13 protein-coding genes and 4 tRNA genes are annotated in these 14,236 nt (G+C 36.1%); 3 read left to right on the top strand and 14 right to left on the bottom strand.

The window, feature by feature from the left end; all coding sequences use genetic code 11:
* Positions 1 to 14: 14 nt before the first annotated feature.
* Positions 15 to 1,442: an ATP-binding protein gene (locus AABJ44_RS03605; protein WP_338370499.1), complete on the bottom strand. Its 1,428-nt coding sequence runs from the start codon at positions 1,440 to 1,442 to the stop codon at positions 15 to 17.
* A gap of 184 nt (positions 1,443 to 1,626) precedes the next feature.
* A complete protein-coding gene (locus AABJ44_RS03600; RefSeq protein WP_338370498.1) occupies positions 1,627 to 2,019 on the bottom strand; it encodes a transcription termination/antitermination NusG family protein in 393 nt (130 codons plus the stop codon).
* Between the two features lie 267 nt (positions 2,020 to 2,286).
* Between AABJ44_RS03600 and AABJ44_RS03595 the strand changes: the two genes are divergently transcribed.
* Positions 2,287 to 2,463, top strand: a complete 177-nt coding sequence (locus AABJ44_RS03595; RefSeq protein WP_338370497.1) for a hypothetical protein — start codon at positions 2,287 to 2,289, stop codon at positions 2,461 to 2,463.
* 50 nt (positions 2,464 to 2,513) lie between these two features.
* On the top strand, positions 2,514 to 2,648 hold the full coding sequence (locus AABJ44_RS03590; protein ID WP_338370495.1) for a hypothetical protein: 135 nt from the start codon (positions 2,514 to 2,516) through the stop codon (positions 2,646 to 2,648).
* 48 nt (positions 2,649 to 2,696) lie between these two features.
* On the opposite strand, the gene AABJ44_RS03585 is transcribed toward AABJ44_RS03590, so the two are convergent.
* The 10 genes from AABJ44_RS03585 to AABJ44_RS03540 all read right to left on the bottom strand — a co-directional run bounded on the left by AABJ44_RS03585 (position 2,697) and on the right by AABJ44_RS03540 (position 8,701).
* Positions 2,697 to 3,713, bottom strand: a complete 1,017-nt coding sequence (locus AABJ44_RS03585) for a hypothetical protein (RefSeq protein ID WP_338370494.1) — start codon at positions 3,711 to 3,713, stop codon at positions 2,697 to 2,699.
* Between the two features lie 201 nt (positions 3,714 to 3,914).
* Positions 3,915 to 3,989, bottom strand: a tRNA-Arg gene (locus tag AABJ44_RS03580).
* Between the two features lie 32 nt (positions 3,990 to 4,021).
* Positions 4,022 to 4,106: transfer RNA gene (locus AABJ44_RS03575), tRNA-Ser, on the bottom strand.
* A 7-nt stretch (positions 4,107 to 4,113) separates the two neighbouring features.
* Positions 4,114 to 4,199: transfer RNA gene (locus tag AABJ44_RS03570), tRNA-Ser, on the bottom strand.
* Positions 4,200 to 4,287: 88 nt separating this feature from the next.
* A complete protein-coding gene (locus AABJ44_RS03565; protein ID WP_338370492.1) occupies positions 4,288 to 4,593 on the bottom strand; it encodes a hypothetical protein in 306 nt (101 codons plus the stop codon).
* Between the two features lie 114 nt (positions 4,594 to 4,707).
* Positions 4,708 to 5,310, bottom strand: coding sequence for a dTDP-4-dehydrorhamnose 3,5-epimerase (rfbC, locus tag AABJ44_RS03560; RefSeq protein ID WP_338370491.1), 603 nt, complete (start codon positions 5,308 to 5,310; stop codon positions 4,708 to 4,710).
* A complete protein-coding gene (rfbA, locus tag AABJ44_RS03555; protein WP_338370489.1) occupies positions 5,311 to 6,186 on the bottom strand; it encodes a glucose-1-phosphate thymidylyltransferase RfbA in 876 nt (291 codons plus the stop codon). It abuts the gene before it with no gap.
* An 11-nt stretch (positions 6,187 to 6,197) separates the two neighbouring features.
* A complete protein-coding gene (gene rfbB, locus AABJ44_RS03550) occupies positions 6,198 to 7,322 on the bottom strand; it encodes a dTDP-glucose 4,6-dehydratase (RefSeq protein ID WP_338370488.1) in 1,125 nt (374 codons plus the stop codon).
* Between the two features lie 36 nt (positions 7,323 to 7,358).
* A tRNA-Thr gene (locus AABJ44_RS03545) sits at positions 7,359 to 7,431 on the bottom strand.
* Positions 7,432 to 7,447: 16 nt separating this feature from the next.
* Complete coding sequence (locus AABJ44_RS03540; protein ID WP_338370486.1) at positions 7,448 to 8,701, bottom strand: Crp/Fnr family transcriptional regulator; 1,254 nt, start codon at positions 8,699 to 8,701, stop codon at positions 7,448 to 7,450.
* An 85-nt stretch (positions 8,702 to 8,786) separates the two neighbouring features.
* Between AABJ44_RS03540 and AABJ44_RS03535 the strand changes: the two genes are divergently transcribed.
* Positions 8,787 to 9,629: a PHP domain-containing protein gene (locus AABJ44_RS03535; RefSeq protein ID WP_338370484.1), complete on the top strand. Its 843-nt coding sequence runs from the start codon at positions 8,787 to 8,789 to the stop codon at positions 9,627 to 9,629.
* A gap of 73 nt (positions 9,630 to 9,702) precedes the next feature.
* Here AABJ44_RS03535 and AABJ44_RS03530 read toward each other — a convergent pair whose 3' ends face one another.
* Positions 9,703 to 10,920, bottom strand: coding sequence for a YARHG domain-containing protein (locus tag AABJ44_RS03530; RefSeq protein ID WP_338370483.1), 1,218 nt, complete (start codon positions 10,918 to 10,920; stop codon positions 9,703 to 9,705).
* Positions 10,920 to 14,225, bottom strand: coding sequence for a nucleotide exchange factor GrpE (locus tag AABJ44_RS03525; protein ID WP_338370481.1), 3,306 nt, complete (start codon positions 14,223 to 14,225; stop codon positions 10,920 to 10,922). Before AABJ44_RS03525 ends, AABJ44_RS03530 begins: the two co-directional genes overlap by 1 nt.
* Positions 14,226 to 14,236: the final 11 nt, after the last annotated feature.

Below are 14,236 nucleotides of genomic sequence, written 5' to 3'. Positions count from 1 at the left end.
AATCGGGTTGATTTTCATTTTATTATTTCCCAATACCCGCCTTTGTCTGCTCCGACACGACGGATTATATTATGTTCTTTAAGTTGTTTTAACTGCCATTCTATACCTTTAACTGTTAATTCCAATTGCTCGGCAAGTTCTGATGTAGTTACATTCGGATTATTGATTATAATTTGAACAATTTTCTCCCTAGTTTTCTCCCTAGTTTTCTCCCTAGTTTTCTCCCTAGTTTTCTCCCTAGTTTTCTGTGAACTTTTCTTCCTAGTTCTCAGTTCATCACCAACACCCTCATCAAGTTGTTCCGCCAACTTCAAATACTGTTCACTTGCATTGCAGACGACCGAAATGCCCCCGCTAAGATTCTCCGGCACCGGCAGCTTTGCATTTACCTGTTTACACAATTCCTGAATCTTAAAATATCCGCGTCCCCAGCTTTCTATATAACCGCACCTGAAAAAAACATTCGCAATATTCGGATTACGCGGCTCAGAGCGGTGTTTTGTAAACAAGTCTTCCAGTTTTATATCATCAGGCATTTTGCCAATATTCCAGATATCAATTTTATCTTTAAAAATCTGTATCTGGATAGGAGTTGGATTCATGTAATCTCTGTGAATCAAGGCATTAAGCAAAAGCTCTCGGAATGCATCGTGAGGAAAGAAGTAAGTTTCCCGTCTTGCAATGCCGTCATAATCAATCAGAGCCTTCATATACTTTGTGTAGATGATTTCCATAGTTCGTTCAACCTGTTCAAGCAAGGAACCGTGAACTTCATCCTGATACAAAATATTTGCTTCATCCAGAAAATAGGCAATTTTTACATAAGCCCCGGTAAACCACTGTTCTGGATCTGGATGAAAAGACAGAACTGCAGCTCTTGTAAGATAATCATTTTCAAAGCCATGAAGATTATGGATTAAATCTTTATTGCTTACATTAAGCTGTTCTTCTGTAAGTCTGTGAGTAAAAAGGGCTCTCTTCTTAAAAATCTGAAAAGCACGCTCATCAAGGTCTGAAATCTTTACATGCGGAACCGGTACACTATCCCAGGTTCTTCCCTGCACAGAAAGAATCATTTTATCCAGTTCAAGACCAATCACTTCCAGAGTTATTGAACCTACCCGTTTATAATATTTTCCGTGATAACTTACCGGAAAAGGATATTTTTCTACAGAGATTTTAAGATACTTTTTTGCAGCATCGTCATCAGCCGAAAGGATCTGAATATCAACAAGAAGCCCCATTGTCTGACGAATCTTGAGTGGTATTGCCTCACTGAGTTGATGATAATTACTAAGCCCCAGAACTTCGCCTTTATCATGAACACCAATATACAGAACGCCACCCTTTGTATTTGCAAAGGCGCAAATCCATTTGAGATATTCATCCTGCCAGTTCTGTTTGAGTTCAACATCCTGATTTTCAGGCCTGGTTATTATCACTCGGTAAATCTCCGTAAATCTAATATTTCAAAAATCTACCCACCACCCCCATTGGCATGCTTACTGAATAAAAAAAATCAGCAGATACCCCTCACAGAAAACGCTGCGCACGGGAATACGAACCGCAAGGATGGCTGCACCTCTATCAGGCATTGACAGCTGCTTGTGGTTGATGTGGGTGATATTAAAGAGATTGAGCATCTGTGTAGCACAAGTCTACCCGTTTGCTGCCTCCCAAAATATCTATTTCTACGGTGACTCGCTGACAGCGTTTGTTCACTCGTATGATTTTTCCTTCGAAGCCCAGTAAAGGACCTTCTACAATTTTTATCCGCTGATTTTCATCAAAACGGGCACGGGAGATTCCCATTACTTCACCATTGCTTCTGAAGGTGGAATAATAAGCAAGGTCGCTGCCTTGTAATTTATGTGGTGCTGAATTGTCTGCCAGAAAATGATAGAAACCATTTACTTTCTTGAGGGTCTCGAGTGTTGCGCGCTCAAGAGTCTGGGTTTCCATAAATACATAGCCAGGAAAAAGAGCTTCTGTAAAAGTTGCTCCGTTTCGAGCTTTCATCTCTTTTTAAAAAAAAAAGAACTTCGAACCTTCGCCCTCTTTTGAAAGCAATTGGGTTGCAGAGTCCCTGAACTTTTCCTCGCTACCGGTTTTCACCATTATGCAATAGCATTCCACAATCTTCTATATATTACCTTATCAATAAGTATATTTCAAGTTACTGTCATTTAAACAAAAATAATAACAACCATAAAGTTACTATTTAACTGGTTCTATAGGATTATTATTTTTCTTGACATACATATATTTTATACATATTTTAAACATATGAATGCTCAATATAATCTTAAACCTGTAACTTTATATGTTGCAGCACAATTATATGAAAAATATCAGCTTCAGGCGCAGAAGCAGGGGCGTAAAACTGCAGAACTTATTCATAATGCAATGCAGGATTATGCAGATGAACATTTTAAAACAAAAAAACAGCATGAACGACATTGATTTTTCCAGAACAGTAACTCTAAAAGCCGGGGCTCAGGATTTTCTTTTGGATGATTCATGGAAAGAGGATTTTACAAGTGGCTTCCTGCTATCTTTCTAATAACATCACATCAATAATCACAGCAAATCCAAAAGATTTTGAAATTTTTCAGAGTTTTGAATTACAGGATTATACAATTATTTAATAAAATTTATCTTTTTTCTCTTCTCTAATTGCTATTATTTCAAATGTTTTATTTTGTTATATATTCATCAAGAATATCTTCCATCCTATTGAAATAATTCCTGGAAGAATCTTTTGCGTCATATGAATCAAGAACTCTATTTTTCTGACTTAAAAACATAGCAAATGCCTGTGAACATAAATGATAAAAACATTCTGCATCACTCTCAGGGAGCCCTTTAGAAACGGCATTCTCAATAAGAAGTCTAGCTCTGTCTGGTAAAAGAGGATGCTTTGGATCTTTTATATTTTCAGAAATCTTACAAACAAATGCGGATGAAAGAACTGCAAGAAGAGCTCCATATAAATTATTCAGTAGAAAGAAATTATCTACATCTTGACTTCTAAACATTAAATCCATGGCTAAAGTATCAGCTTCTTTTTCTTCATTTATAATTTGGAGATTCTGCTGTTCTTCAATATATAAACGTTCTTCTTCATCATTTCTGAATTTCTTATGAGTTATATCTATTGTTTTCCCATGATCAAAATAAATATGAGCTGCTTCATGTAAAAACCAGAATGTAGCAGCCCTCACATACATTGAATTTACATGTCCAATTATTTTATTTGTTTCAAAATCAAAAGTGAAATTAGATGGATTAACCATATCTTTCGGCCAATCTATCTCAGAAAAATCCTCAACCTTTTTTGACTGATAACTTAGTATTTTATTACATTGTATCATCATCGAAAAAATATGAGACCCATAGGGCTTAAAATCAATTGGTAACATTCCACCTTCTGGATGAATAGCTAAATACTCATTAGCTAATTCTTGATATGCAAACATTGTATAACAAAAACACCACAAATAATCCAATGAGGCATAAGAACAATATATTTCACTGCCATTTGTTTTAGGCATGCTGAAAAGTTGCCTTTCTATATTCCACTGTAAAGGGTTATTGCCATTTTTTATCATTCTTTCTTCATGAAATTTGCAAACATCGTTGTTCAAATGATCAAAACATTCTAATACCTTCTCATCCAGAATTCTTATTGGAGATTTTGTAAAGTCGTACATTTTTTTCCTTCAAAGAAAACTATACAACATATACAGAATTAATACAAAGATATTAACTAATGTAATGACTATTAAGTTAATCTCAAATGCACATTTAGGCTTTAGATTTATATGCAACAAGTGCTGACTATGATTCTAATTAGCAATTTAAAATTTGTACTGGTTAAATAAAAAAGCTCGTCCAATTGACGAGCTTTAGTATGAGACTGACACGATTCGAACGTGCGACCCTCACCTCCGCAGGGTGATGCTCTAATCCAGCTGAGCTACAATCTCATTCATCATGTTGTGCAGTAGAACTGCTTTCTCGGAAGCGACAGGAGTTGAACCTGCCCACCCCTTACGGAAGTGACGGATTAGCAATCCGTTGTATTACCGCTCTACCACGCTTCCATTTTAGCGGAGCGAGAGGGATTCGAACCCCCGGACCCGTGAAGATCAACGGTTTTCAAGACCGCCCCAGTACGACCGCTTTGGTATCGCTCCATTAAGTGTTGTTATATTATAGTTTATATGCATTTATGTCAAGTATGAAAACATTATTTTTCTGATTTTTTTATAAAAAAAATCAGAATTACTTGTTTAAAAATGCAATAATACTAACCTTTAAGAAAAAACTCTTTCCTTTTTTTAAGTCAGATTCCTTACCTATAATCAATTCCTGATCATGAACCTTTAAAAATCCTGTTTTTTTGTTCTTAGAATTAAGATAATCTTCCCTTTTAAAAAAGAAAATGCATACCACTACAAGAACTGCAAAAAAGAGAATAAAATAATTTTCTGGATTTACTAGAAAGTTTGCAAAAATTGAAAGAACAGAAAAACCAATTCCAAAACAGAAAAGGGTTGCGAGCAACTTTAACACGCCTTTGTGATTCATAGCTCTCTCCATTTATTAAAATACGTTTTTTTATCCCCTAACCCGCTCGTATTTTATAATAGAAATCCCCTATATTCAATAAGAATTAGGTTTATAACAGTTTTTTATAATTTCTTAATTACCGAGCCATTTTCCATTAATATCAAAATAATTTCCAGTCAGATTAAAAGCTGGATGTTTTCCATCTTTTTCAGACAGCAGAGGTTCAATATCCGGTGCAACAGATTTCCAGTCGATTCCAATTGCAGGGTCATTCCACATAAGTCCGCCCTCACTTTTTGGATTATAAAAGTCTGTACATTTATAATTTGAAATAGCAAAATCAGAAAGAACAAGAAAGCCATGAGCAAATCCCTGTGGAATATAGAGCATATTCTGTTTTTCTGAATCTAAAATAACACCAAAATACTTTCCAAAGGTTTGAGAACCTTTTCGTAAATCTACCACAACATCATAAACTCTTCCAGAAATTGTTCTTATCAGTTTACCCTGTGGATATTCAGTCTGAAAATGAAGTCCACGTAGAACTCCTTTGGTCGATTTAGACTGATTATCCTGAACAAATCTCATGGTAAGACCTGCTGCAAAAAATTCGCGTTCACTATAGGTTTCAAGAAAATATCCACGTGAATCATCAAAAATTTTTGGTTGAATTTCATAGAGGTCTTTTATTTTTATTCCATTAGAAAGTGAACAAGGTTTGAATTGAAATGGCAATTATTTATTCTCCGAAATATATTCCAAATATCGGCCGTAATCAGTTTTATAACCTTTTGCAAGTTCAAGTAATTGTGTTTTTGTTATCCAATTGTTACGGAAAGCAATTTCTTCTATACAACTGACATACAACCCCTGACGTTTCTGAATTGTAGAAATATAATTACATGCATCAAGAAAACTATCATAAGTTCCTGTATCAAGCCAAGCCATACCACGGCCTAGCAATTCCACAGAAAGCTTTTCTCGGCTCAAATATTCATTATTAATTGAAGTAATTTCTATTTCTCCTCGCGCGCTCGGCTTTACATTTGCTGCAATATCAACAACATCATTTGTATAAAAATACAAACCAGGAACTGCGTAATTTGATTTTGGATTTAGTGGTTTTTCCTCAATTCCTAGAACTTTACCATTATCATCAAAATCAACAACACCATAATCCTGAGGATTTTTTACATAATAACCAAAAATTACACTACGACTTTCTTGTTCCACACTACTTCGAGCATCCAAAAGTTTTTTAACAAAGCCTTGTCCATAGAAAATATTATCACCGAGTACGAGAGCAACACTGTCGTTACCTATAAACTCACGCCCGATGATAAATGCATCAGCAAGTCCACGTGGCTTATCCTGAACTGCATATTCAAACTTCATTCCAAGCCATACGCCATCACCAAAAAGTTCCTTAAAGCAGGTGATGTCACGTGGTGTTGAAATAATCAATACCTCACGGATTCCAGACAGCATAAGGCATGAAAGCGGATAGTAAATCATTGGTTTATCATAAAGTGGCAGAATCTGCTTAGAAACAGCCTTAGTAATTGGATATAAACGAGTGCCAGATCCCCCAGCTAAAATAATTCCTTTCATACGTTCGCTCCTTATCGGCCCTGTTCAGTATAGTTTTTATTGATCCAGTTCTTATAATCGCCGCTGAGAATGTGGTTAATCCAGTCTGAGTTCTTAAGATACCACTTTACAGTTTCCTGCAAGCCCTCTTCAAAAGTCATCTTGCGCTCCCAGCCAAGCTGAGTTTTGATTTTTGTACAGTCGATTGCATAACGCTTGTCGTGACCTGGACGGTCCTTTACATAAGTGATTGTCTTTTCTACATCTTCAACCTTTTTACCGGTTTCAGCTGCAGTAAGCTCAATTACCTTATGAAGCAGCTTGATATTCTGCCATTCGTTTTCGCCGCCGATATTGTATTTTTCACCTGTAACGCCCTTTTTTACAATGAGCCATACAGCGCGGTTGTGGTCTTCTACATAAATCCAGTCGCGGATATTGTCTCCCTTACCATAAACAGGAAGGTTCTTTCCGTCGCGGATATTGCTGATCATCAAAGGAAGAAGTTTTTCTGGGAACTGATATGGACCATAGTTGTTTGTACAGTTAGAAAGAGTGATTGGAAGTCCGTATGTATGGAAATAAGCCATTACAACATGATCAGAACTTGCCTTTGATGAAGAATATGGACTGCGTGGATCATAAGGAGTATCCTCACGGAAATAGCCTGTTTCACCGAGAGAACCGTATACTTCGTCTGTAGAAATATGATGGAAGAGTACGTCATCGCGGAGACTTCCGTCTTCTTTCTTCCAGTAGTTTCTTGCAACATCAAGCAATGTAAAAGTTCCCATTACATTTGTTTTCATGAAAGCTTCAGGGCCGAGGATTGAACGGTCTACGTGGCTTTCTGCCGCAAAGTGAATTACAGTATCAATATCATACTGCTTAAAAATGCGCTCTATCTGAGGGCGGTCGCAGATATCTACCTTTTCAAAGAAATAGCGTTTACCACCGAATTTGTCTTCAATATCTTTAAGACTTTCAGGATTTCCAGCATAAGTAAGGCAGTCTACATTTACTACAGTACCATCAAAGTTTGCATCATCAAAAAGATTTCCTTCTGCAGAAGACATTCCAAAAAGATAGTGAATAAAATTAGAACCGATAAACCCAGCGCCACCTGTAATAAGAATATTATGAAGTTTTCGAGCCATAATAAGATATCCTTTTTTAAATTTTGAGATATTTGAAGCCGACTAACAGACTCGAACTGTTTACCTGCGCGTTACGAGTGCGCTGCTCTACCCGGTGAGCTAAGTCGGCAAAGTTTTCGTGAGATTTAGTTAAGACCTGTTCCACGGGCACCACCGCGGGTGTCATAAGTTCGGCGCATTTCGTTGATATTATTTACAATCATATAATTATCATAAACTTCAACCTTGCGGCGTTCTACATACTTATTAATTTCATCGCGTGTAACCTCAGGACTAAGGCCAGCCCAGTGTGCAACATCAGAAATAGTAACATTAAAGCGGCGCTGCTTTTCTGCCTCATTCATTACAGGATTCATTTCATCAAGCAAAAGGAATACATCTGCAATGCGTGCCTGCAAATCCTTAATTACAAGAATTCTAAAGCGGCGCTTCTGGTCGTAAATACGCTTACAGAAGAGTTTAAGCAGCAAAAGTGCCATCTGAGGATTTCCGGTAATCAAGAGTTCAAAGTTTTCTTTATTAAACTCGAGACACTTTACCTTTCCGGCAGCCATACAGGTAGCAGAACGCGCTGAATTATCAAGAATAGCCATTTCACCAAAGAATTCACCTGGCTTCAGAACGTCAAGATTCTTTTTATTTCCATTAACACACTTTACAAGTTGAACACGACCACTCTGAATCAGATAGAAGCAGTCTCCCGGCTCATACTCAGCAATAATGACTTCCCCAGGCTCGTAAGTCTTGGCAAATCGTTCAAAGGCCGGCAGTGAGAACAGTTTAAGGGATGCATTTCCGCCATCATCATCGTAATCAACAGGAATACCGCGGCTAACCGCAGCAAGCTTATCAGCACGGAGTTTTGCATCATTATATTTTTTCTGAACTTCTGCAATCTGCGGACTGTTCGGATATCTTTTCATGAACTTCATGTAAACATCGCAGGCAGAACGGAACTGTTCCTCATCATAAAAACTCTTAGCAACTGCAAGAAGACCAGTCTGCTGATCTTCCTGAATATTATTGAGGATTGATTCAGTCTTTTTATGAATCTGACGCAGCTGATTAGAGAAAACGCGGAGCATTTTCATAATCAAAGCTTTGTTATTGCTGAAAAGAATTTCAAATTCCTGGATTGTAAGGGCAACAGCTACAGTAGGAACAAGAGCAGTTGCAGTTTCTTCGCGGCGGAAGTGACCAAGAGCAGATTTTACACCAAAAAACTCACCACTTTTTACCTGTTCAGCAACCGGCTGACCAGATTCAATATCAGTGCTCGTTAAGAGAACTGCTCCCTGCTGCATGATGAAAATACGCTCGTCGTGGTCTCCCTCGAAATAGATGATAGACCCTTTTGTATATTGCATTGCTTTTGGCATACTTTTATACAACCCCTTTTAAATATAGTGTTCCTACTATTATATAATTGTATCACACATCCAAAAAAAATGCTATTATAATCTTATGATAGATTTACACGTTCACACCACAGCATCCGACGGACAGTACACACCCGCTCAGATAATCCAGAAAGCCGCAGAAAAAAACATAAAGGTAATTGCAATAACCGATCACGATACCACAGCCGGCCTTTCAGAAGCGCGGGAAGCAGGAAAACAGCTTGGTGTAACAGTAGTAGGCGGAATTGAAATTAACATAACCTTTCCAACCGGAGAATTCCACCTTTTAGGCCTCGGCCTTAAAGAACCATCGAAATCTCTTAATATAATAGTAGAAAACGTAATAAAAAACCGCTTCGACCGCAATAAACAGATAATAGAAAAAATGAACGAAGACGGAGTTCCGCTGACACTCGAAGAACTCGAAACAGATTTTCCGGGCACTGTAATCGGTCGCCCTCATTTTGCCGCAGAACTCGTAAAACACGGAGTAGTAAAAACCCGCCAGCAGGCCTTTGATCAATATCTCGCACGCGGCCGCAAGTGGTACGTTCCCCGAATCTGCACAAACCTCGATGAAGCAATAGTCGCAATCCGCGAAAGCGGCGGCGTTCCCATCGTAGCCCATCCGATGTCCCTTTATCTTTCCTGGGGCCGCCTCCCCGATTTCCTCACCGACTGCTACGAAAAAGGCGTCGTAGGCATCGAAGCCTTCCATCCCGGTGCCCGAGTAACTGAATGCCTCCGCCTCGAAGAACTCGGCCGCAAAATCGGCTTCATAATCACCGCCGGCAGCGATTTTCATGGTGAAAAAACCCGCAGCGACCGCCGCCTCGGCCACACCTGCGGCAACAAAAAAATCGATGACAAATATTATTTCGAAGAATTATTAAAGGTTCTGGATTAGATTTGTTTAGCACAAAATCACATTCCAACACGCGTTCCCCCTTCGCTAACGCTCACCTTAAATGATATTGAACTTACTTTCTTTCTAACTCCAGAATCATTTCTACAAGTTTCTGCCTGTGTTCCGGAAGTGTTACATCTGCAGAAGTTTTTCCTTCATCTGTGTACCAGACCTGTTTGTCAAAATACTTTGATAAATCTGCACTCTTAAAATGAACACCGTAAAGGGCGAAAATTGTATTTCTTAAAAGTCGTAAATCTGCTTTGCTCAGTTTTGGAAGAACTTCGTTTACATATTTTCCGTAGTCGTCTTCGGTATAGCCGTTTATTGCCATGGCGTAAAAGTCCGGCTCTCCCCATGTGCGGCGGATACGGAAGACTTCGGTATATTCTTCGCCGGCTATGTAGTAGTAGATGTTGCCACCGAAGCCTACGTACAAGCTGGTGGAATATTCAGGTCTTGTTTCCTGATAATCTCCTTTACTACCTAGAATTGTTGAATAGTTATTCAATGTTGTATCAAATATAAACCTTTCTTCATTTATATCAAAACAAAATAGGTTTGAAGTAGATTCTGTTCCTACTTCGCAAAATGTACCCCAATCATTCTTGTAATTACCCCACCAGAAGAAATTACAGCCATAACGATTTCCCTGATTATCATATTGATATAATGAACCACCTTCTATTGGCTTATAATATCTCTTTCCCCAAATGAGAACTCGATTACGAATAAAATCATTATAGAGTTCCAGCTCCGCTGCCCTTTTTTCGCTTTGCCTATATTTTTCCGGGTCATATTCTTTCAGATATGCCATTGCTTCTTCACTTGAATAAATTCGACCGGTTGTGTCTACTGCGCCCGGTATGCCGTTCTTGTCTATGTAATACACAATGTAACCGCTATCTTTTTTTAAAATGAAAGAAATGCCGTTAGCAGTGTTTATATATGACAAATATTCACCATTTAACATTGGTTGTAAACTCTCGCCCCAATAATCATTTCCTAATTTTAATTTAACAGTACGAGGTGTATTACAATAAACCATATTAATTTTTACTAATGTAGGAGATAAAATCTTAATAAAATATAATGAGTCCATTTTTGGGCTATTCACTACAAATGATTCTTCAAATTCATCTACATACAATCCTTCAGGGAAACTTCCTTGTCCAGAATGATATTCAATATGTTTTATATCAGTTGTTGTTACTAACTTTTCTATTGTTTGACTAAGAACGATACTATTTAATGTAAAAATCGATAATAAAATTATTACTATTTTTTTCATTATTCTTCTCCTAATCTATATAACCCATATTTTGTATAACTGTTATCATCTGTAGGATAAATTTCTCTCCATGAAGATTTATGAACTTTCCAAGATTTCCATGCTTTTTCTACACCACTGGCACTATGAATAACAGTTACATCATCAAAACTTATTACTTTTCCGTCTGTTAATTTTATATCGTTGATGACTACTACATGATTACCTGCTTTATCCAATATATCTCCAGGAACTGCATGAGCTAGAATCTCTTGTTGAATTTTCTTTTTTTGTTTTCCTAATTCATCTAATTCATTATCTGGCTTCAAAAACCATTCTTCACTATATAATGCCAGACTCTTATTAGCTTCTGTCGTCGTATCTTCGGACTTAGATACCCAGGCTATTGTTTCGTCAATATTATTCAATGTATATTTATTTCCAGAATAATTGGCTGAAATTGCAACAAGGCCTGAACAATCCGTACCACTTGTATATTTATCATGTTTTGGAGAAGAAAAACTTTCACGAGGTTTTTCATCCCAATATGTACTCAAGCCCGGTACACTTACATCTGCATTAATTTCTGAAATTTTATTCTGTCCATTTTTATCTGTTGCAGCGTTTTCTTGAAAAACATAGTTTTTCCACCTTTGTGTTCCTGTACCTGTCCCAGGGGCTGTTGTCTGTGCATTAACCCATTGGAGTGCAGCAAAATTACTTTCCGGATGTTCATTTCTGTAATTCTCTATTGCTGTACTTTGGTTATTAAGTTCATCGTTGAACTGCTTAACACTGTCCCAGCATCCCCAGCCATATGCAACACTATTTGTTACTTCTTCACCATCATTCCAGCGTGTCCAGCTATTTATGTCACACTGACCGCCATTTGAAGTATTCCAATCGTTTATGCCAAACCAAATATCACTAACATAAGGAGCTGAATTAGGCGCATTCCAAGGATGCGCATTATTCCAGTCTTCTCCTCCAAGAGCTTTTTCAGATTTATTTAAATATAAGTTTGCTCGCCATAACATTTTTTTATCATATACTGCAATATAATTATTAGCAGGAACAGTTACCGTAAAACTTTCATTTGTACTGAGTTCTTGTAATTTAAACTCAAGAAGTAAATCATCTCCTGGTCGAGCTGCAGCAGCACTTTCTGGTCTTATTTGGATTTCTACAGGTTTCTTTTCAAGATTTTTTGTCTTATAATCATAATAATATAAAAGATTATCAGAACCTATTATAAATGCATATTCTTTTATTACATTTTCGTTATTCCACTCGATATCATATCGCCCTTTAGTTTTCTTAAGGATAGCTGTTGTATCTCCAATTTTAATTTCAAATTTACAATTAGAATTATTGTAAATATTGCCTTGTGTATTTCCCTCTATATAATCTCGATCTATTGCTCCTGTTAAATAGACTCTCCAAGAATTACCTTTTACTGGAATACCAAATTGATTATATGCATAGAATTTAATCTTCTCCAGGCTAAGATATTCACCTGTATTAGGAATCCATCTATACTTTTCACTACTAACTTGAGTACTTTCTCTCATCCAGTTAATTTCAACACCTGAATCAGTAACTTTATTATCGTAAACATTCCAGTTTGTATTAATGTTTGTACTTTTTCCGTTCTTAAGTATTCTTCTTATTTCAGTATATTTAGGAACCTCAAAACCATCCTCTGTTTTCCAGATTTCTGATAACTTTGCTTTTTCAGCTCCTTTTTCTTTATTCATCCATATAACAGTCAAATCACCTAAAGTTTCTTTCTGATTACTTCCATAAGATTGATTACACTGTACAGGCTCAACAATAATTCCAATTTTTTTATTTTTTAAATTATTTGAAACTATTGTTCCATCCTTCTTATTTATTATTTCTTCAAATAAAACTATATCACCTACTTTAGCTTCTGTTAGATCACTTACTACAAGACTTATTTTATTTAAATCCGCAAAACTGATAAACTTATCACTGGAATCAAAATTTGTTCCTTTAGAAATTGAAGTTTTATATTCAGCATATATTTCACTCAAAGGTTTTCTTGGTACAAAAGTGTTTATATTTGAATTATATAAAATACCATTCAAAAAACCAATATCATCACAGCCACCTTTAACTGCAATATTTTTAATGAGTTTATTATTATATGACTCAGGAGTATCAAATCCTTTATCTAAGTAAGGCAAAGGTGCACCTGTAATTTGTGGCTGATCAAAATATTCATCAGATTGTTTTTTTGGATTAGCAGTTAGCCAGGCAATTAAATCATCAATAGCTTCAATTACAGTTTTGAATACTGATTTTTTTACTACAACACTATGATTTAGATATAGCTGAGCTTCTTGTGCAATTTGCTGACCTTCTTTTTCTGTAATTATTTCATACTGTTCTGGATTAATAGGATTAACTAAATGATTTTCAAGTGTTGAAAAATAAACATTTCGTTTATTGTCCATGGCAAGCTGAAGGTATTTTCTAATAACCATATCACTGTCATTATCATATAAATTATGAAAGTGTCCATTTGATTTGTTCATTGCCTTTTGGAGCGTATCATATATTAAAACTGACAACATTTTATATGAAGAAACATTTATATCTTTTTGTTTTTCATCATTATTTTTTTTAAGCCATTTTTTATAATTTTCATAAAAAGTTGTCTCGTTCATACCATCAGGTATTATTTCTGCAATTGATCTTTTATCTCTGAAACATAATACATGAACCTTAGATGTTTCAGGAAGTTTTACTGCATAAACAAATACACCTTTTCTTTTATTATAAACATATAAATCTGAAAAACCTCTATCATCTGATCTTAAAAATTTTTTGTTTTTTGCTGTACTAATATTTTCCAGTTCGTTTTCATCTATTTCAATAAAACTTGTATCTGAAAGGAAGTTTTCATTTCCTTCGGTAGTAAAAACTACATTTCTATTCAATACTTTATTATAAAGTTTTTCTAATTTTCCTTTTTCAGTATTTGAACAATTATTCCAAATATTACTTCCATTCTCATAATCATATTTATAATATGTTTTGTCATCACTTACAAAAAAAGCTGAATAACCTTCCGAAGGCTGAAAACCATTTGTTATTCTGGTTGAACCGTTCTCTGATGTTAATCCCAACGTATAAACATTCATACTACTATTAACACCTGAATCAACTTTGATGGAATATGTTGTTTCAAATTGTCTATCAACTTCAGAGCTTACACTTTCACTCCCCTGGGCCCACAGGTGTGAGCACAGGAGAGCAGAAATCATAACTGATAATAATTTAATTTTCATGTTTTTCATTTCTGCACTCC

Origin of the sequence: Treponema bryantii (assembly GCF_036492245.1) — a bacterium.
GTDB lineage: Bacteria > Spirochaetota > Spirochaetia > Treponematales > Treponemataceae > Treponema_D > Treponema_D bryantii_C.
Note: the sequence above shows the minus strand (reverse complement) of the source record. Positions and strands in the feature narration are given on the sequence as shown.

What these genes read in the sequence shown, in the direction of transcription:
- AABJ44_RS03600 (WP_338370498.1), bottom strand. Translation starts at nt 2,019, where the DNA reads ATGAAAGCTCGAAACGGAGCAACTTTTACAGAAGCTCTTTTTCCTGGC.
- AABJ44_RS03595 (WP_338370497.1), top strand. Translation starts at nt 2,287, where the DNA reads ATGAATGCTCAATATAATCTTAAACCTGTAACTTTATATGTTGCAGCA.
- AABJ44_RS03590 (WP_338370495.1), top strand. Translation starts at nt 2,514, where the DNA reads ATGATTCATGGAAAGAGGATTTTACAAGTGGCTTCCTGCTATCTTTCT.
- AABJ44_RS03585 (WP_338370494.1), bottom strand. Translation starts at nt 3,713, where the DNA reads ATGTACGACTTTACAAAATCTCCAATAAGAATTCTGGATGAGAAGGTA.
- AABJ44_RS03565 (WP_338370492.1), bottom strand. Translation starts at nt 4,593, where the DNA reads ATGAATCACAAAGGCGTGTTAAAGTTGCTCGCAACCCTTTTCTGTTTT.
- rfbA (WP_338370489.1), bottom strand. Translation starts at nt 6,186, where the DNA reads ATGAAAGGAATTATTTTAGCTGGGGGATCTGGCACTCGTTTATATCCA.
- rfbB (WP_338370488.1), bottom strand. Translation starts at nt 7,322, where the DNA reads ATGGCTCGAAAACTTCATAATATTCTTATTACAGGTGGCGCTGGGTTT.
- AABJ44_RS03540 (WP_338370486.1), bottom strand. Translation starts at nt 8,701, where the DNA reads ATGCCAAAAGCAATGCAATATACAAAAGGGTCTATCATCTATTTCGAG.
- AABJ44_RS03535 (WP_338370484.1), top strand. Translation starts at nt 8,787, where the DNA reads ATGATAGATTTACACGTTCACACCACAGCATCCGACGGACAGTACACA.
- AABJ44_RS03530 (WP_338370483.1), bottom strand. Translation starts at nt 10,920, where the DNA reads ATGAAAAAAATAGTAATAATTTTATTATCGATTTTTACATTAAATAGT.
- AABJ44_RS03525 (WP_338370481.1), bottom strand. Translation starts at nt 14,225, where the DNA reads ATGAAAAACATGAAAATTAAATTATTATCAGTTATGATTTCTGCTCTC.